Origin of the sequence: Jannaschia rubra, assembly GCF_001403735.1 — a bacterium.
GTDB classification, from domain to species: Bacteria; Pseudomonadota; Alphaproteobacteria; order Rhodobacterales; family Rhodobacteraceae; genus Jannaschia; species Jannaschia rubra.
The window spans coordinates 155,365-172,918 of sequence record NZ_CXPG01000021.1 but is presented as its reverse complement, the minus strand read 5'-3'; the positions used below and the strand labels follow the sequence as shown (position 1 = coordinate 172,918).

General features: G+C 68.6%; 15 protein-coding genes. 9 read left to right on the top strand and 6 right to left on the bottom strand.

The window, feature by feature from the left end:
* Nucleotide 1: 1 nt before the first annotated feature.
* The 3 genes from lpxD to JAN5088_RS14360 are packed head-to-tail and all read left to right on the top strand — an operon-like array spanning nt 2 to nt 2,569.
* On the top strand, nt 2-1,105 hold the full coding sequence (lpxD, locus tag JAN5088_RS14370) for a UDP-3-O-(3-hydroxymyristoyl)glucosamine N-acyltransferase (protein ID WP_143114693.1): 1,104 nt from the start codon (nt 2-4) through the stop codon (nt 1,103-1,105).
* A complete protein-coding gene (locus JAN5088_RS14365; protein WP_055683513.1) occupies nt 1,095-1,361 on the top strand; it encodes an acyl carrier protein in 267 nt (88 codons plus the stop codon). Before lpxD ends, JAN5088_RS14365 begins: the two co-directional genes overlap by 11 nt.
* Nucleotides 1,361-2,569: a beta-ketoacyl-[acyl-carrier-protein] synthase family protein gene (locus tag JAN5088_RS14360; protein WP_055683512.1), complete on the top strand. Its 1,209-nt coding sequence runs from the start codon at nt 1,361-1,363 to the stop codon at nt 2,567-2,569. The genes JAN5088_RS14365 and JAN5088_RS14360 overlap by 1 nt, the downstream gene beginning before the upstream one ends.
* A 3-nt stretch (nt 2,570-2,572) precedes the next feature.
* Here JAN5088_RS14360 and JAN5088_RS14355 read toward each other — a convergent pair whose 3' ends face one another.
* Complete coding sequence (locus JAN5088_RS14355; RefSeq protein ID WP_055683511.1) at nt 2,573-3,313, bottom strand: leishmanolysin-related zinc metalloendopeptidase; 741 nt, start codon at nt 3,311-3,313, stop codon at nt 2,573-2,575.
* Nucleotides 3,314-3,460: 147 nt separating this feature from the next.
* A complete protein-coding gene (locus JAN5088_RS14350) occupies nt 3,461-4,129 on the bottom strand; it encodes an invasion associated locus B family protein (RefSeq protein WP_055683799.1) in 669 nt (222 codons plus the stop codon).
* Nucleotides 4,130-4,605: 476 nt separating this feature from the next.
* Between JAN5088_RS14350 and JAN5088_RS14345 the strand changes: the two genes are divergently transcribed.
* On the top strand, nt 4,606-6,123 hold the full coding sequence (locus JAN5088_RS14345) for a helicase HerA-like domain-containing protein (RefSeq protein ID WP_055683510.1): 1,518 nt from the start codon (nt 4,606-4,608) through the stop codon (nt 6,121-6,123).
* Between the two features lie 56 nt (nt 6,124-6,179).
* Entirely contained in the window at nt 6,180-7,739 is a 1,560-nt protein-coding gene (locus tag JAN5088_RS14340) for an acyl-CoA dehydrogenase family protein (RefSeq protein ID WP_055683509.1), read from the top strand.
* A gap of 5 nt (nt 7,740-7,744) precedes the next feature.
* Here the strand turns inward: JAN5088_RS14340 and JAN5088_RS14335 are convergent, their stop codons facing one another.
* The 4 genes from JAN5088_RS14335 to JAN5088_RS14320 all read right to left on the bottom strand — a co-directional run bounded on the left by JAN5088_RS14335 (nt 7,745) and on the right by JAN5088_RS14320 (nt 12,273).
* Entirely contained in the window at nt 7,745-8,887 is a 1,143-nt protein-coding gene (locus tag JAN5088_RS14335) for a baeRF3 domain-containing protein (protein WP_055683508.1), read from the bottom strand.
* Nucleotides 8,888-9,033: 146 nt separating this feature from the next.
* A complete protein-coding gene (locus tag JAN5088_RS14330; protein WP_055683507.1) occupies nt 9,034-10,290 on the bottom strand; it encodes an MFS transporter in 1,257 nt (418 codons plus the stop codon).
* 121 nt (nt 10,291-10,411) lie between these two features.
* Entirely contained in the window at nt 10,412-11,473 is a 1,062-nt protein-coding gene (locus JAN5088_RS14325; protein WP_055683506.1) for an ABC transporter ATP-binding protein, read from the bottom strand.
* 14 nt (nt 11,474-11,487) lie between these two features.
* Nucleotides 11,488-12,273: an IclR family transcriptional regulator gene (locus JAN5088_RS14320; protein WP_055683505.1), complete on the bottom strand. Its 786-nt coding sequence runs from the start codon at nt 12,271-12,273 to the stop codon at nt 11,488-11,490.
* A gap of 104 nt (nt 12,274-12,377) precedes the next feature.
* Between JAN5088_RS14320 and JAN5088_RS14315 the strand changes: the two genes are divergently transcribed.
* The 4 genes from JAN5088_RS14315 to JAN5088_RS14300 are packed head-to-tail and all read left to right on the top strand — an operon-like array spanning nt 12,378 to nt 17,538.
* Entirely contained in the window at nt 12,378-13,625 is a 1,248-nt protein-coding gene (locus tag JAN5088_RS14315) for an ABC transporter substrate-binding protein (RefSeq protein WP_055683504.1), read from the top strand.
* A gap of 55 nt (nt 13,626-13,680) precedes the next feature.
* Nucleotides 13,681-14,610: a carbohydrate ABC transporter permease gene (locus JAN5088_RS14310; protein ID WP_055683503.1), complete on the top strand. Its 930-nt coding sequence runs from the start codon at nt 13,681-13,683 to the stop codon at nt 14,608-14,610.
* A 1-nt stretch (nt 14,611) separates the two neighbouring features.
* On the top strand, nt 14,612-15,457 hold the full coding sequence (locus JAN5088_RS14305; RefSeq protein WP_055683502.1) for a carbohydrate ABC transporter permease: 846 nt from the start codon (nt 14,612-14,614) through the stop codon (nt 15,455-15,457).
* On the top strand, nt 15,457-17,538 hold the full coding sequence (locus JAN5088_RS14300; RefSeq protein ID WP_055683501.1) for an alpha-galactosidase: 2,082 nt from the start codon (nt 15,457-15,459) through the stop codon (nt 17,536-17,538). Before JAN5088_RS14305 ends, JAN5088_RS14300 begins: the two co-directional genes overlap by 1 nt.
* Nucleotides 17,539-17,554: the final 16 nt, after the last annotated feature.

Sequence of the window (17,554 nt, the reverse complement as noted above, 5' to 3'; positions counted from 1 at the left end):
GATGATGTACACCCTTTCGCAGATCGCCCAGACCCTTGGCCGTCCGGTGGAGGGCGACGGCACGATCCGCTTTGCCCGCGTGGCCGAACCCGCCGCCGCCGGTCCGGGCGATCTGGCGCTGGCGATGTCGCCCGCCTATGCCGAGGCGCTGCATGCTGGGCAGGCCCGCGTCGCGGTTCTATGGGAAGGGGCGGACTGGCGTGCGATGGGGTTGGAGGGGGCGATTCTGGTGCCGCGGGCCCGGCTGGCGATGGCAGGCATCACGGCGGCGCTGGACCCGGGGCCGCGCATGAACGTCGGCCTGCATCCCACTGCAATCGTTGAAGATGGTGCGCAGATCGGGGAGGGGGCTGCCATCGGCCCCTTTGTCGTGATCGCGGCCGGAGCGCGCATCGGCGCGCGCGCGCGGATCGCGGGGCATGTGACGGTGGCCGAGGAGGCGGTGATCGGCGACGATGCGCTGCTGATGCAGGGCGTGCGGATCGGCGCGCGGGTGCGGATCGGGGACCGGTTCATCGCACAACCCGGCGTCGTGATCGGCGGCGACGGCTTCAGCTTCGTCACGCCCGAGGAGTCGGGGGTGGAGAAGGCGCGCCGCACGCTGGGCGATCAGGGCGAGATCACGCAGCAGAAATGGACGCGCATCCATTCGCTCGGCTCCGTCAGGATCGGCGACGATGTGGAGGTCGGGGCCAATTCGACCATCGACCGTGGGACCGTGGCCGACACGGTGATCGGGCGGGGCACCAAGATCGACAACCTGGTCATGATCGGCCACAACAACCGCGTGGGCGAAGATTGCCTGCTTTGCGGTCAGGTCGGGCTGGCCGGGGGCAGCACCATCGGGGACCGTGTCGTGCTGGCGGGCAAGGTCGGGGTCAGCGACAACATCACCATCGGCAACGACGTGGTCGCCGGGGGCGGGACCGAAATCTACAGCCGCGTGCGCGACGGAGAGGTCATCATGGGCAGCCCCGCGGTGAAGATGGAAACCAACATGGCCATGTACCGCGCCCTGCGCCGCCTGCCGCGCGCGCTGGAGCAGTTGTCGGAGCTGCGCCGGGCGGTGGCCGGGATGACGGGAGGCAAGCGGGATGACGACTGACATCCGCGCCCGCGTCCGCGCCATCGTGGCCGAACAGGCCATGGTGGACCCCTCGGACGTGACCGAAGACCAGACGCCGGCGGATCTGGGCGTCGATTCCATGGGGCTTGTCGAGGCGATCTTCGCCATCGAGGAGGAATTCGACATCCGCGTGCCGTTCAACGCCAACGAGCCGACGAAATCCGGTTTCGACATCTCGTCGGTCGGCGCCATCGTCGCCGCGGTCGAGCGGCTGGTGGCAGAGCAGAAGGGCTGATGCGGCGGGTCGTCATCACCGGGGCGGGCACGGTCAACGCTCTGGGTACGGACGTGGCAGCGACGATGGAGGCGATGCGGGAAGGGCGCTCGGGGATCGGACCGCTCGACCTGCCGGACGCGGACCGCCTGACCATCCGCATCGGCGCGCAGGTGCGGGGCCACGACCCGGCTGCCCATTTCGACCGGCAGCGGATCGCGATGCTGGACCGCTATGCGCAGTTCGCGCTGATGGCCGCGGGTCAGGCCGTTGCGCAGGCGGGACTGACGTTCGACGGCGCGCTGGCCGACCGCTCCGGCGTGATCCTGGGGACGTCGGGCGGCGGGCTCATCACGCAGGACGACAGCTACCGCGAGGTCTATGCCCACGGAAAGAACCGCGTGCATCCCTTCGTCGTGCCGCGCCTGATGAACAGCGCCGCTGCCGCGCAGATCGCCATGGCGCACAACCTGATGGGGCCGTCCTTCACCGTGTCGAGCGCCTGCGCGTCGTCGAACCATGCCATCGCGCAGGCGGTTCAGATGATCCGCACCGGCATGGCCCCCGTGATGCTGACCGGCGGGGCGGAGGCGATGCTGTGCTTCGGCGGCGTCAAGGCATGGGAGGGGCTGCGCGTCATGTCGAACGACACCTGCCGCCCGTTCTGCGCCACGCGGTCGGGGATGGTGCAGGGAGAGGGCGCGGGGGTTTTCGTGCTGGAAGAGCGCGACCACGCCCGCGCGCGGGGGGCGGAGATCCTGGCCGAGATCGCGGGCGTCGCCATGACGTCGGATGCCTTCGACATCGTGATGCCGTCGCAGCGGGGGGCCGAACGGGCAATGGCCCGGGCACTGGCGGACGCCGGGCTGGACGCGGGCGACGTGGCCTATGTCAACGCGCACGGCACGGCGACGGCGGCGAACGACCGCATCGAGAGCGCCGCCATCGGCCGCGTGTTCGGGGCGCGGACCGACGGCCTGATGGTGTCGTCCACGAAGTCGATGCACGGCCATTGCATCGGCGCGACCGGGGCCATCGAACTGCTGGCCTGCATCATGGCCCTGCGCGACGGCGTGGTGGCGCCCACCGCGAACTTCGTCGCGCCCGACCCCGAATGCCCGCTCGACGTCGTGCCGAACAAGGCGCGGCAGGCGCGCGTGACGGCGTGCCTTTCGAACGCCTTTGCCTTCGGGGGCATGAACGCGGTGCTGGCCCTGCGCGCGGTCTGAGCGTCAGTCGCCCAGCACGACGGGTTCGGTGCGGCCCATGCGGCAGAGGTCGCAGATGCGGACGGCCTCGGTGATGCCCATGAGGGCCAGTTCGCGGAAGGTGGGCAGCGAAAAGGGATCGGCGCGGGAGTAGTCGACGCGGTAGCCCAGATCCTCGAACGAGGCGACGGACATGCGGCTGAGCGGGCGGGACGTGCCCGACAGGAACCCGGTCAGAAGCTCGTCCCCGAAGATCAGCTCCCGCCAGTGGCCTTCGCGTGTGCCGGGGCCGCCGGTGTTGGCGATGGGCACACCGGGCCCGGCGGCGGGATCGAGGACCGCGAACTCCCGCGCGGCGGCGGCGCCGGTGAAGCGGGGGTCGTTGGTGCCAGATCCTGCGATGAGGCCCGCCCGTTGCCAGAGGGTGCCGAAGCCCAGCACATGCGCCATCTCGTGCAGGACGACATCCTCGAACCGGGCGCCGGCTTCCAGCACTTCGACGTCGGCGGTGTCGAACTGCATCACGCCCGCCACCGGAAGTTCCGACCCCGGGCGCAGGAGGGTCGGCCCCGCCTGGCCCAGGATGCCCTGCGCTCCGTCGATGGGTGCGATGGCGACCGTGATGCGCGGGCCGGTCAGAAGCTGGCCCTCGACGTCCTGCGGGTCGAAGCGGGTCTCGATGACGGCGTCCCATCGCGCGGCGGCACGGGTGAAGGCGTCCCGCCGTTCCGGCGTGATTTCGGTGGTGAAATCCAGGGTGATCATCGGCCGCGCTCCGCCCTGTGGGTCCGGCCGCCAGAAAACCGCAAGAGCGGGCGATTGGCCAGTTGCAAGGGTGCCGTGAGCACAAAGACGCGGACCGCGAACGAAAAGGGGCGCCCGAAGGCGCCCCGGTCGGTCAGGATGACGAGGTCACTCGGGTGCCTTGACCTCGACCGCCGAAAGGCCGGCGGTGAACCCCGAGAGCGACATGGCAAGCTCCGCCTTCTGGTCGGGGGCGAGGGCCGGCACCAGCGTCAGCGTGGCCTTGGCGCCCCGCTTGAGCGCGGCGACATCGGCGGCAGTGAAGCCCATGCGGGCGTAGCAGCCCGACTGGTCGCAGAAGCTGAAGGGATAGCGGCGGGGTTCGCCGGAATCGATCTGCATCGTGACCTGCGCGGTCAGCAGCGTCTGAAGGGGGGTCAGGACGGTCGCGCCGGCCACGATCTCGTTGCCGTCGGGCAGGTCGAAGAAGTTGACGTCGGCCGTCGGGTTGCCCTGCTGGTCGGACAGGCGCTGATAGAGCTGGCAAGGGTCGGTCTGCCCCTCGGGCGCCTTGAGGCAGCGGACTTCCCAGTCGCCGTGCTCCTCGCGCATGTAGATCTCGGGGCCGCCGCCTAGGGCCTGACCGACCGATTCACCCTGCATCAGGCCGTCACCGGGCGATCCGGGTTCCTCGGCGGTGTCCGTCTCTGTCCCGGTCTCGGTCCCCTCGGCGGGCGCCGGAGCATCGGCCGCAGGCTCCGCCGGCGTTTCGGCGGGGGTCTCGGCCGGCGTATTCGTCCCCGCATCCTGCGCCCATGCGGGGGCGGCCAGAACCATCGCGAGCGCGATCGCGGAAGCGCGGAGGGTCGGTGCTGTGATCAAGGTATCTCTCCTCAGATGATCTGTCGGGGCGGGGTTTATCACGTGACGATGGGAAGGTGCAGGGGGAAGAAGCCGTCGCCCGATGCGGGTCGTGCCGGGGGCCGGGCAATGAAAAAGGGCCTGATGAAAGGCCCTTTTTCCGTGACTTTTTTCTCTCCCCGTCGGACTGGCCGACTTGATGAGGCGAACCTTATGCAGTGGGGGATAACCCGTCAACCGGCTTGTTTCCGCCGGTTTGCGTTTTTTCAACTTCCGCCGTTGCGGATATCCGCTGTCGTGGCCCGGCGGGGGGCGACGAAGAAGGCCGCGCGGGGAGGGAAACCCGCGCGGCCAGGTCGACAGGAAGGCAAACCTGACCCGCAGAGAGTATGCGACCCGGTTCCCCGCTGTTATGGCAGGCGGATGTTAAGAACAGGTGAACGGGGGATGCCATGGATGACGGTGCCGGAACGATCTTCGTGGGCGGCGGCGGCGAGGGGCACGCGACGCCGCAAAGCTTGCGGCTGGACCATGCGAACCGGCACGGGCTGATCGCGGGGGCCACCGGCACGGGCAAGACGGTCACGTTGCAGATATTGGCGCAGGGGTTTTCGGACGCCGGGGTTCCGGTCTTCCTGTCGGACGTCAAGGGCGACCTGTCGGGCATGGCGCGGCCCGGGTCCGAGACGGCGAAACTGCACGAAGCCTTCGTCGCGAGGGCGGAGACCATCGGGCTGGACCTGATCTATGCGGCCGCGCCTGTCATCTTTTGGGACCTGTGGGGCGAGGCGGGCCATCCCGTCCGCACCACGGTGTCCGAGATGGGGCCGCTTCTGCTGGCGCGGCTGATGGACCTGACGGACGTGCAGGAAGGCGTGCTGAACATCGCCTTCCGCGTGGCCGACGAGGAGGGGCTGGCGCTGCTCGACCTGAAGGACCTGCAGGCGCTGCTGGTCTGGGTGTCCGAGAACCGTGGCGACCTCTCGGCGCGCTACGGCAACGTGGCCACGGCCTCGGTCGGCGCGATCCAGCGGTCGCTGCTCACGCTGGAGAATCAGGGCGGCGCGCTTCTGTTCGGAGAGCCGGCGCTGGCGCTGCCGGACCTGATGCTGACGGCGCCGGACGGGCGGGGGGTGGTGAACATCCTGGCCGCCGACCGCCTGATGGCCTCGCCGCGCCTCTATGCGACGTTCCTGCTGTGGCTTCTGTCGGAGCTTTTCGAGCAGTTGCCCGAGGTGGGCGACCCCGAAAAGCCGAAGCTCGTCTTCTTCTTCGACGAGGCGCATCTGCTGTTCGACGACGCGCCGAAGGTCCTGGTCGACAAGGTGGAGCAGGTGGCCCGGCTGATCCGGTCCAAGGGCGTGGGGGTCTATTTCGTGACCCAGAACCCGGAGGATATTCCAGAGGACATCCTGAGCCAGTTGGGCAACCGCATCCAGCATGCGCTGCGCGCCTTTACCGCCAAGGACCAGAAGGCGCTGCGGCAGGCGGCGCAGAACTACCGCGAGAACCCGCGCCTCGATATCGAGGACGCGATCCGGGAGGTCGGGGTGGGCGAGGCGGTGACGTCGCTGCTTGAGCGGAAGGGCATCCCCGGCATGGCGGAGCGCACGCTGATCCGGCCGCCCGCGTCGCAGCTGGGGCCGATCACGGCGGCGGAGCGGTCCGAAGTCATCGCAGCCTCGCCCGTCATGGGGCGCTACGACACGGCCGTGGACCGCGAGAGCGCGTTCGAGATCCTGGCCGAACGGGCGAAGGAGGCAGCGGTGGAGGCGAAGGAGCCTTCACGCGAATACACCGCCGGGCGGCGATACACCGGCACCCGCACCGGGGGCGATCAGCCCGCGCGGTCGCGGCGGAGCGATACCATGGGCGAGGCTTTTGCCAAGTCCTTCGCGCGGTCGCTGGGCACGCGGACGGGCAACACGCTGGTGCGCGGTATCCTGGGCGGGCTGTTCCGCGGCCGCTGACAGGCGACGCGGCGGAACGCTTGCCGGACGGCGATGCGGGGCGCAGACTTGCCCCCATGAACCACGAGGTGACGAACCAGCCGCCGCCCTTGCCCGACCTGGACCTCTGCGCGGGCGATGCCGCTTTACGCGATGCCCTGGACCGCGCGGGCACGGCGCCGCCGGTCGATCTGGGACGCGCGGCCGGGCGGGCGGAGGTGGCGGACCGGGCGCGGCTGGCGAACGAGAACCCGCCGAAGCTTCGCAGCCACGACCGCTATGGCCACCGCATCGACGAGGTGGAGTTCCATCCGGCCTATCACGACCTGATGCGCCTAGGGCTGGAAGGGCGCGTCGCGTCGGCCGCCTGGGACGGCGAGGGGCGGGCAGGGCATCTGGCCCGGCTCTACCTGATGACGCAGGCGGATGCGGGTGTGGTCTGCCCCATGTCGATGACCCATGCCAGCGTGCCCGCGCTGCGTGCTGACGCGCGCGTCGCCGCAGTGTGGGAGCCGCTGGTCCGCGCGGCGCAATACGACCCCCGACGCCTGCCGGTGGCGCAGAAGGCGGGCGTCACGCTGGGCATGGCGATGACCGAGAAGCAGGGCGGGTCGGATGTCCGCGCGAACACGACGCGGGCGCGGCGGCAGGGCGGGGACTATGTGCTGGACGGGCACAAGTGGTTCTGCTCGGCGCCCATGTCGGACGCCTTCCTGACGCTCGCGCAGGCGGAGGGCGGGCTGACGTGTTTCCTGGTGCCGCGCGTCCTGCCTGACGGCGGACGGAACGGGATGCACATCCAGCGGCTGAAGGACAAGCTGGGCGACCGGTCCAATGCGTCCTCGGAGATCGAGTATCACGGCGCGCTGGCGCAGCGGCTCGGCGACGAGGGCCGGGGCATCGCCACGATCATCGCCATGGTGCAGGAGACGCGCGCCGATTGCGTCGCGGGCTCCGCCGGCGGGATGCGGGCGGCGGTGACGCAGGCGCTGTGGCATGTAAGCCACCGGCGGGCGTTCCAGAAGACACTGATCGACCAGCCGGCGATGCTGGCCGTAATGGCCGACCTGTGCCTTGAGGTGGAGGCCGCCGTGGCGCTCGCCATCCGCTGCGGTGCCCTCATGGATGCGGGCGATCCGCTGGCGCGCGTGGCGGTGCCGGCGGCGAAATACTGGGTCTGCAAGCGGCAGACCGGGGTCGTCCATGAGGCACTGGAGGCACATGGTGGCGCGGGTTACGTCGAGGAGGCGCCGATGGGGCGGCTGTTCCGCGCGGCGCCGCTCAATGCGGTGTGGGAAGGGTCGGGCAACGTGATCGCGCTCGACCTGCTCCGCGCGCTTCGGGACGATGCGGCAAGGCAGGCGCTGGCGGCCGCGGTGGCAGGCGCGCGCGGGCTCGACGCCCGGCTCGACGTGCATCTGCGGCGTCTGGACGTGCACCCCGACGAGACGACCGCGCGCCGGTTCGCCGAGGACGTGGCGCTGGCGATGCAGGCCATTGCCCTGTCGCAGGGGGACGGCGCCATTTTCGACGCGTTCTGCGCGGGGCGGCTCGGGGATCGCGGGCTGGCCTATGGCGGGGTGGTCCTGCCGGACGCCCGCCACCTGATCGACCGGGCGATGCCGCGGGCCGCCTGAAGCGGTCAGTACCTCAGAATGGCTGCGATCCGCGTGTCGCCGGGCATGTCATCCGCCGGGACGATATAGACGTCGCCACCGTGCCGGAGCGTCTCGACGGCCGCGGCATCGAACCGGTCCGGGGTGGAGCCCTCGGCTTCGTCATCGGACCCTGTCGCGCCGCCATCGCGGTCGGATGCGCCTTCGGCCAGCAGGAGCGTCTCGACACGACCTTCCTGCGCGGACCGGGCGACATCCTCCGCGCCGGCCATGGCTCGGGCGTCATCGCTCCCCTGCAGCGCGGCGAGGCGGTCGACGGCCTCCCTGCGACCCGCCATGAAACGCGGCTCGACCAGAGCATAGGCCGCTTCGTGCAGGGCGGTGTCGTCCATCGCCGCCGGGTTGGTCTCGACCATGCCGGCGAGCAGGGGTCCGAGTGTGGTGGACCTGGCGAAATGCCCACCCGTTTCCGCATCCGCGACGAGCACGACCGGAACGGCATCGGATGCGAGCCGGTCATCGAGGACCGAGGCTATGCGGCGGACGTATTCGACCAGACGATCCTTGCGCCAGTCGGCAGGACTGTCGCCCAGGACCTCCGACTTCGAGATCGTCGTCCCACCCGGGCCGGGCCGCGTCGCCGGCGGGGCCTGCAGCGGATTCTGATAGTCCGCCTTGCCCATGACCTCCGCGAGATCCTCCGGCGCATCGTCCAGTTCCACCTCCGCCATGCTGAAACGCGAGGCGTCGAACAGCCGGACCCTCTCGGCGGTGATCGTCAGAACGTGAAAGGCGCCGTCGGCCGCCAGCAGCGGCAGCAGGGGCTTCACGTGGAAGCGGGGGCCGATCGCGACGCGTTCGTCGAAGGACAAGGGCACCCGATGTTCGTGCATCCCTCCGCTACCAAGGAACAGCGCCAACCCTTCGTTCTGATGCTGCCAGAACGGATAGTCGTCCAGGAGGGCCGTGGCCGGAGCGAGAAGCGCGTGGATATCCCCAGCCTTCATGCCCCGGTCGCCGAGCCGGTTGCGCGCCTCGGCCAGCAGGTTCTTGAGGCGGATCGGTCCCTGCCGGGTCTCTGCGCCGCGGACATGGGTCGGCAGGAACAGCGACACGCCGACGGGCGGCGTCGCTTCCATGAGCTTGTCGAGATCGGATTTCGTGAACATGGGGCACCCCGCCAATATCGCATGAAGGACGCTTTTGCCTTGCGGGGCGTCCGGCCCCCGCGGCATCTGCACGATGAGGCGGGGTGGGGGAGCGCAAGTCAACCGGCGCCCCGGGGCTGCCCGCGACTTTCCGCCTGCGCCGCGCGTCAGGCCATGTCGGCCGATCCCTGCGGATCTGTTCGCGGATCGAGCGCGGTCGCCACCGGCGTGCCGTCGGGCATCGGGACGAACGGTTCGCAATCCTCCGCGGCGGGTGCCGCGCGTGTCCGCGCGCGCAGCAGCACCGCGACGGCGAACGCCGCGGCGACGAGGGATTCCAGCGCGAAGAAGGACCCCGGCCCGAAGGCAGACATCACCACCGATGCGACAAGCGGCCCGATGGCCGCGCCGACCGAATAGACCATCAGCAAGCGCCCCGCGGCCGCGACGTAGTAGCGCCGGTCCAGCAGGTCGAAGGTCAGCGCGAGGCAGAGCGGATAGATGCCGCTGATCGCCCCGCCGAAGAGGAGTGCGGGGACCGCGGCGAGGAGCGGCGAACCCTGTCCGACCGTCAGCGCCACGCCCGCCCAGGACGCCCCCGCCGCCAGCAGGACGAAGGCCAGCACCACGCGCCTGTCGAACCGGTCGGCCAGCATCCCGAGCGGAAGCTGGAATATCAGCCCGCCGATGACGACGGTGCTCATGAACAGGGCCGCTTCGGTGACGCCCAGGCCCATTCCGCGCGCGAAGACGATGCCCAGCGAATAGAACGACCCCACGATCATTCCCGCCACGGCAGCGCCCGTCACCCCGACCCGTGACGTCGCATGGAGGGCACGGACGTTCAGCACGCGAACCTCGGCCAGGCTCGGCTCGCCCAGTCGGGTCAGGGCCACGGGGACGAGCGAGAGCCCGATCAGCGCCGCGGCGATCATCAGGTGCTCATGCCCGCCCAGGGGCGCGAGGTTCACCATCGTCTGACCCGCCGCGACGGCGAGGTAATAGGCCAGCATGTAGTAGCCGAGCACCCGGCCGCGCGTCTCGTTGGCGCTGCGTTCGTTGAGCCAGCTTTCGATCGCGGTCGTCATGCCGGCGATGGTGAACCCGCCGACGATGCGGAGGGTCACCCAGGCGATTGGGCCGGAGGTGAAGCCGTAGAACAGGCAGCTTGCCGCGCAGACGGCCGCGAAGGCCGTGAAGGCGCGGATGTGCCCGATGCGCAGGATGACCCGCTTGGCCCGCAGCCCGCCGAGCGCGAGACCCATGTAGAATGCGGCCATGACGAGGCCGGTCAGCCAGACCGGATATCCCGCGCCTTCCATCCGCAGGGGCAGGACGACGCCGAGAAGACTGTTTCCAGCGTTGAAGGCGGCCGTGCCGCCAAGCAGGGCCGCCACCGGGCGCACGTGGGTTCGCAAAGCCATGGGATGCTCCGGCGGCCTGCCCGTCGCGGGCGTTCGACGTGCCGATCCCCTAGCGGAAATCCCGCGCGCCCGAAACAGAAGAACACGTGCGACGCGGCGGCGACACGCGACGCCCGGCCCGTCAGCGCAGCCGCCGTTCCGTGTCGACGTCGAAGAACAGGGCCTGGGTAGCATCGAAGGTGACGACGACGGGCGTGCCCTCGTCGATCACCGCGTCGTCCCGCGTCTCGACGATCAGCCGCTCCCCTTGCGGGGTGTCGAGATAGTCGTAGGAGACGCCGCCGAGGCGTTCGCGGATGTCGAGGACGATGTCGGAGGGGCCGGGCGCCACCGCCAGGTGCTGCGGCCGCAGGCCGACGACGACCTTGTGGCCATCGGGCGGCAGGGCGACCCCGGTGTCGACAGGGCCACCGCCGAGCGCGGGAATGCGGACCTTGCCGCCGTCGACCACACCGTCGAGGAAATTCATGCTGGGCGAGCCGATGAAGCCGGCGACGAAGCGGTTGTCGGGGTCGGCGTAGAGCTGCATCGGGGTGCCCACTTGTTCGATCCGACCGGCGCGCAGGACGACGATCTTGTCGGCGAGGGTCATCGCCTCCACCTGATCATGGGTGACGTAGATCATCGTCGCCCCGATCTCCTTGTGAAGGCGCGCGATCTCGATCCGCATGTCCACGCGCAGTTCGGCGTCGAGGTTCGACAGCGGCTCGTCGAACAGGAACACCTCCGGGCCGCGGACGATGGCCCGGCCGATGGCGACGCGCTGGCGCTGGCCACCCGACAGTGCCTTGGGCTTGCGGTCGAGATAGTTGTCGAGCTTGAGGATCCTGCTCGCCTCGGCCACCTTGCTTCGAATGACGTCCTTCGGATGGCCGTTCATCCGCAGCCCGAAGCCCATGTTCTCGGCCACCGTCATGTGGGGGTAGAGCGCGTAGGTCTGGAACACCATCGCGACGCCGCGTTCCGCCGGGTCGATGTCGGTCACGTCGCGGGCGCCGATGTGGATCTTGCCGGCGGTCGTCTTCTCCAGCCCCGCCACCATCCGCAGGAGGGTCGATTTCCCGCACCCGGAGGGGCCGACGAAGACGCAGAACTCCCCGTCCTCGATCCGGAGATCGATGCCGTGGATGACGGCGATGGGCCCGAATTTCTTGACGACGTTGTCGAGTGAGACTCCGGTCATGGGGTTCCGCCTTCCTAGATGCGTTCCGGAAAGCGCCAGCTTTCCGCGTCTTCTGCGATGCGACCGGCCGCGTTCAGCAACTTGTCGGCGTGGGTTTCGAGATCTTCGAGGGTCGCCCGGTTGGTCGATGAGGTGATCGACAGACCGCCGATGGGTTTGCCGATCCGGCTGAGGATGGGCACGGCGCAGCAGATGATGCCGGGCTCGTGCTCCTCCCGGTCGAAGGCGTAGCCACGCGCGCGGATGCGGGCCAGTTCGGCGCGCAGGTCCACGGCGGTCGCGATGGTGTTCGCGGTATGGCGGTGAAAGCTCTGCGCCTTGAGCACCTCGTCCAGGTGCTCGGGGTCGAGATGGGCCAGCATCGCCTTGCCCACGCCGGTGCAATAGGCGGGGCCGACCCGGCCTGCCTGGGCGAACATCTCGATCGCGCGGGCCGCGTTGCGCTTGTCGACATAGAGGACGTGCCCGGCGTCGAGTTGCGCCAGGTGGATCGTCTCGCCCGTCGCCTGGGACAGCGCGTCGATATGAGGCCGCGCGATCGGGGCGAGCGAGCTCTGCGACCACGCCGAATGCGCGAGGCGGACGAGCCGGACGCCGAGCGAATAGGTGCCGCTTTCGGCATCGTGTCGCAGCATCTGCTGGTTCGTGAGCGTCTGGAGCAGACGGTAGAGCGTCGCCTTGGGATGATCCGACACCGACAGGAGATCGGAGAAGCGGACCGGCGCGCCGTGCCCGGCCACCAGTTCCAGCACGTCCAGCGCCTTGCCGACCGTGCCGTCGGCGGGACGTTCCGATGCCATTCCTGTGCCCTCCGCGACCCTGTTGACGAGAGGCAGTCTAGCGAACATAGTTTCCAATATTCAAGATCGTGTTTCACTAAATGGAACCTGTCAGGGAGGACACCATGTTCCACTATGCGAAGGGCGCGCTCGCCCTTTCCGCCGCGTTGCTGACGACCACGGCCGCCGTCGCCCAAGACAAGCGCATCGTCCGTTACAACGCCGACTTCGATCCCGCACCGCTGGCGGCAATGGAGCAGGTGATCGCCGATTTCGAGGCGGCGAACCCCGAGATCGAGATCCAGCTCAACAACTTCGACCACGAAGGCTACAAGACGGCGATCCGCAACTTCCTGACCGCCGACGCGCCCGACCTCGCCAACTGGTACGCGGGCAACCGCATGGCGCCCTTCGTCACTTCGGGGCAGTTCATGGACGTATCGGACGTCTGGGAGGAGAACGGGCTGGAGGAGTCGCTCGGCTCCGCGCTCGCCTCCATGACCATCGACGACAAGCAGTGGGGCGTGCCCTACACCTACTACCAGTGGGGCATCTACATGAACGAGGACGCCTATGAGGCGGCCGGCGTCGAGGTGCCGGGGGTCGAGGACATCACCTGGGAGGAATTCGTGGCCAACTGCGAGGCGTTCGAGGCGGCGGGCATCGACTGCCTGACCACCGGGACGAAGGCGCTATGGCCGGGGGCCGGCATCTTCGACTATCTCAACCTGCGGACCAACGGATACGACTTCCACATGGACCTGACCTCCGGCGAGGTGCCCTGGACCGACGAGCGGGTGAGGGCCGTCTTCGACGAATGGGCCAAGGTCCAGCCCTATGTCACGAAGAACCACGCCGCGCTCGAATGGCAGGACGCGGCGGCGCTTCTGGTGCAGGGGAAGGCCGCGAACTACGTTATGGGCAACTTCGCCGTCGCTGTCTTCAAGGAAGGCGGCATGACCGAGGAGAACCTGGGCTTCATGCGCTTCCCTGAGATCGCCACCGACATCCCGCGCGCGGAGGAGGCGCCGACGGACACGGTCCACATTCCGACCGCGGCGCAGAACCCCGACGACGCCAAGGCGTTCCTGGCCTATCTCGCCACGGCCGAAGCGCAGAACACGATCAACGCGGCGATGGGTCAGCTTCCCATCAACAAGGACGCGACGGTGCCCGACGATCCGTTCCTGAAGGCGGGGTTCGAGACGCTGTCCACGGCGGAGGGCGGCATCGCGCAGTTCTTCGACCGCGACGCCCCGGCCGAAATGGCCAAGATGGGGATGGAGGGCTTCCAGGAGTTCATGGTCAAGCCCGAGAACCTCGACCGGATCCTCGACCGGCTCGAAAAGGCGCGGACGCGCATCTACCAGTAAGACTTGCGAGGCGGCCGATCCCTTCGGCCGCCCGCAGACCCACCGGAGGCCCTCGATGACCCGCGCCGCACTGCCCGCAGCCTCGGCCGAGATGCCGCCCCGCTCCCGCTGGCGGACGCATCAGCGGAGGCTCGCGCCCTGGCTGTTCCTTGCACCCGGCCTCGCCATGTTCGCGGTCTATGTCGTGAGCCCGATCTTCCAGAGCATGTGGATCAGCCTCTACGACTGGGACGGGCTGGGCGAGAAGGTCTGGATCGGGGCCGCGAACTACGCCGAACTGATGGACGACGACGCGTTCTATACCTCGCTTTGGAACAACGTCCTCTGGCTCGTGCTCTACATGCTGTCGGTTCCCGCCGGCCTGATGATGGCGATCTTCCTCAACCAGACGATCCGGGGCATGCGGCTCTACAAGTCGATGTTCTTCTTTCCCTTCGTCATCTCGCAGGTCGTGGTCGGCCTGATCTTCTCGTGGTTCTACGCCCCCGACTTCGGCCTGCTCTATCAATTGATCGAGTGGCTGACCGGCACCGGCGTCGCGATCCTGGCCGACGACCGCTATGTCACCTACGGGATCATCGCCGCGGGGCTCTGGCCGCAGATCGCCTATGTGATGATCCTCTACCTTACCGGGCTCAACAACGTGGCGACCGACCAGATCGAGGCGGCCCGGCTCGACGGGGCGAAGGGGTGGCGGATGCTCTGGCACGTCGTCCTGCCGCAGCTTCGCCCCGCGACCTTCATCGCGGTGGTGGTGACGGTGATCGGCGCGCTGCGGTCCTTCGACCTCGTGTCGGTGATGACGGACGGCGGGCCCTATGGGTCGAGCCGCGTCCTGTCGTTCTACATGTACGAACAGGCGCTGTCGGAATACGGCTATCGGATGGGCTATGGCGCGGCCATCGCCGTCGTCCTGTTCGCGATCATGATGATCTTCATCTCGGGCTTCATCTGGAAGATGTGGCGCGACGAGAGGGAGCGCTAGGATGTTCCCCAGACCCATCGAACAGGCGCCGACCGCGACGCGATGGCTCTATAGGGTGGCCGTGCCCGTGGCGCTTTTCCTGTGGCTCCTGCCGCTTCTGGGCGTGGCGGTGACATCGGTGCGCCCGGCGTCGGACCTCGCGCAGGGGAACTATTTCGGGATGCCGTCCTCCATCGCCTTCTCGAACTATCGGGAGGTCTTCGCCAATTCGCCGATGGCCTCCTACATGCTCAATTCGTTCAAGGTGACGATCCCCACGGTGATCGGCGCGCTGGCGCTGTCGTGCATGACCGGCTTCGCGCTCGCCATCTACAACTTCAGGTCGAACCTTCTGGTGTTCTTCATGTTCGTGGCGGGCAACTTCGTGCCGTTCCAGATCCTGATGGTGCCGGTGCGCGATCTGACGCTCAGCCTCGACATGTACAACACATGGTACGGGCTCGCGCTGTTCCACATCGCGTTCCAGACCGGGTTCTGCACGCTGTTCATGCGGAACTTCATCAAGGCGCTTCCCTTCGAACTGATCGAGGCGGCGCGGGTCGAGGGGGTGAGCGAGGTCAGGATATTCTGGCACGTCGTCCTGCCCCTGATGCGGCCCGCCATCGCCGCGCTGAGCGTCCTGATCTTCACCTTCATCTGGAACGACTTCTTCTGGGCGACCGTCCTGTCGAACTCGCCCGAGTCGCAGCCGATCACGGCGGGCCTGTCGTCGCTCAACGGGCAATGGATCGCGCAGTGGCATCTTGTCAGCGCGGGGTCGATCCTGGCCGCCCTGCCGCCGGTGGCGATGTTCTTCCTGATGCAGCGGCATTTCATCGCCGGCCTGACCCTCGGGGCGGTGAAGTGATGCGGCACTGGTCGCTTGCCGACGGCCGGCAGAGCCTGATCCTCGCCTCCGATGGGGCGCGGCTGCCGCAGATCGTCTATTGGGGCCCGCGGTTGCCGGAGGGCGAGGACCTCGCCGCGCTGACGGCCGCCGGGGCGCTGGACGTCACGGGCGGGATGCTGGATCGCACCCCCGACCTGTCGATCTGCCCGGAGGCCACGCAGAGCTTTCCGGGCCAGCCGGGCCTGATGCTGCGCGACGCGGAGGGCACGTCGATCCTGCCGGCGTTCCGCTTCGTCGAAGCCGAAGAAGAGGGCGACCGGCTGGTTATCCTCTACCGGGACGAGCGTCACGGGCTGACCTATCGCGCGACCTTCGCGACCTGCGGCGACACGCATGTGATCGAAGCGCGGTCCACGATCGAAAGCGCAGCACCCGTCCACCTCCACTGGCTCGCCGCCCCGGTCTTTCCGGGGCCGCAACTTTCCGACGAGATGCACGATTTCGCGGGCCGCTGGTGCGGCGAGTTCCAGATGAACGCCACCCCCTGGTCCCCCGGCATCCGCTGCCGCGACAACCGGACGGGACGCACGGGGCACGAACATTTTCCCGGCCTTATCGTCCCCTGCCGGGGGGCTACGAATACGCAAGGTCAGGCGTTCGGCTTCCACTACGGATGGTCGGGCGGGCACCGCATGGTCGCGGAGGAGCTGTCCGACGGTCGCCGGCAGATCCAGTTCGGCCATGCGGCGGGGATCGAGACGTCGCCCGGCACGCGCTTCGAGTCGGCCACGCTCTACGCCGTCTTTTCGGACGAGGGGATCAACGGCTGCGCGGTCGCCTTCCAGCGGCACCTGCGCGACCGGATCCTGCGCTTTCCCAGGCCGGACCGCCCGCGCCCCGTTCACTACAATTGCTGGGAAGCCGTCTATTTCGACCACAATATGCCCGAGTTGAAGGAGATCGCGACCCGCGCCGCCGCCCTCGGGGCCGAGCGGTTCGTGCTGGACGACGGCTGGTTCGGCAATCGCGACGACGATACGCGCGCGCTGTCGGACTGGGTGGTGGATGCGCGCAAGTATCCCGACGGCCTCGGGCCTCTGATCGAGCATGTCCACGCGCTGGGCATGACCTTCGGCATCTGGTTCGAGCCGGAGATGATTAACCCCGACAGCGAGGTCCACCGCCGGCATCCCGACTGGGCGCTGGGGCCGGACGACCAGATCCTGGGGCGGAACCAGAAGGCGCTGGACATGGCGCGGGCGGAGGTGCGCGATGTCCTGTTCGACCGGATCGGCGCGATCCTGTCGGCGCATCCCGTCGACTACGTCAAATGGGACCATAACCGCGTGCTGCCGATGCCCGACGCGGCACAGACGCGGGGAACATACGCCCTGATCGACCGTCTGCGCCACGCCTTTCCGCAGGTCGAGATCGAAAGCTGCGCAAGCGGGGGCGGGCGGATCGACTTCGGCATCCTCGGGCGCACGCACCGTGTCTGGCTCTCCGACAGCAACGACGCGCTGGAGCGACTGAAGATCCAGCACAACGCGGCGATCTTCCTGCCTTTCGTCGTGACGGGCAGCCATGTCGGCCCACGCGAATGTCACACCTCGGGCCGCGTGCTCGACATCCGGTTCCGGGCCTGGGTCGCCGCGCAGCGCCACATGGGGTTCGAGATGGACCCGCGCGAGTTGGATGAGGAGGAGGCCCGTGTCCTGACCGAGGTGACGGAATGGTGGAAGCGCAACCGCGAATGGATGGGCCGCGCCGACATCCTGCGGCTCGACAGCGCCGATCCGGCCGTCATCGCCGAACAGCAACAGGCCGAGGACGGCGGGCGCTTCGTCGTCTTCGCCGGAAAGGCCGCCACCTCGACGCAGACCGTCCCGCGTCCCCTGCGCCTGACGCGGCTGTCGCCCCATGCGCGCTACCGGATCGAGCTGCTGAACCGGGGCGACGCGTCCGGCCTGTCGCGCGGCGAGCCGGTCCTGAAATCGCAACCTGTCGTCCTGAGCGGGCAATACCTGATGAACCACGGCCTGACCCTGCCGTGGAGCTTTCCCGAACGCATGTGGGTCGTCGAAGGGGAACGAGTATGACCAGCGACGCGGGAGA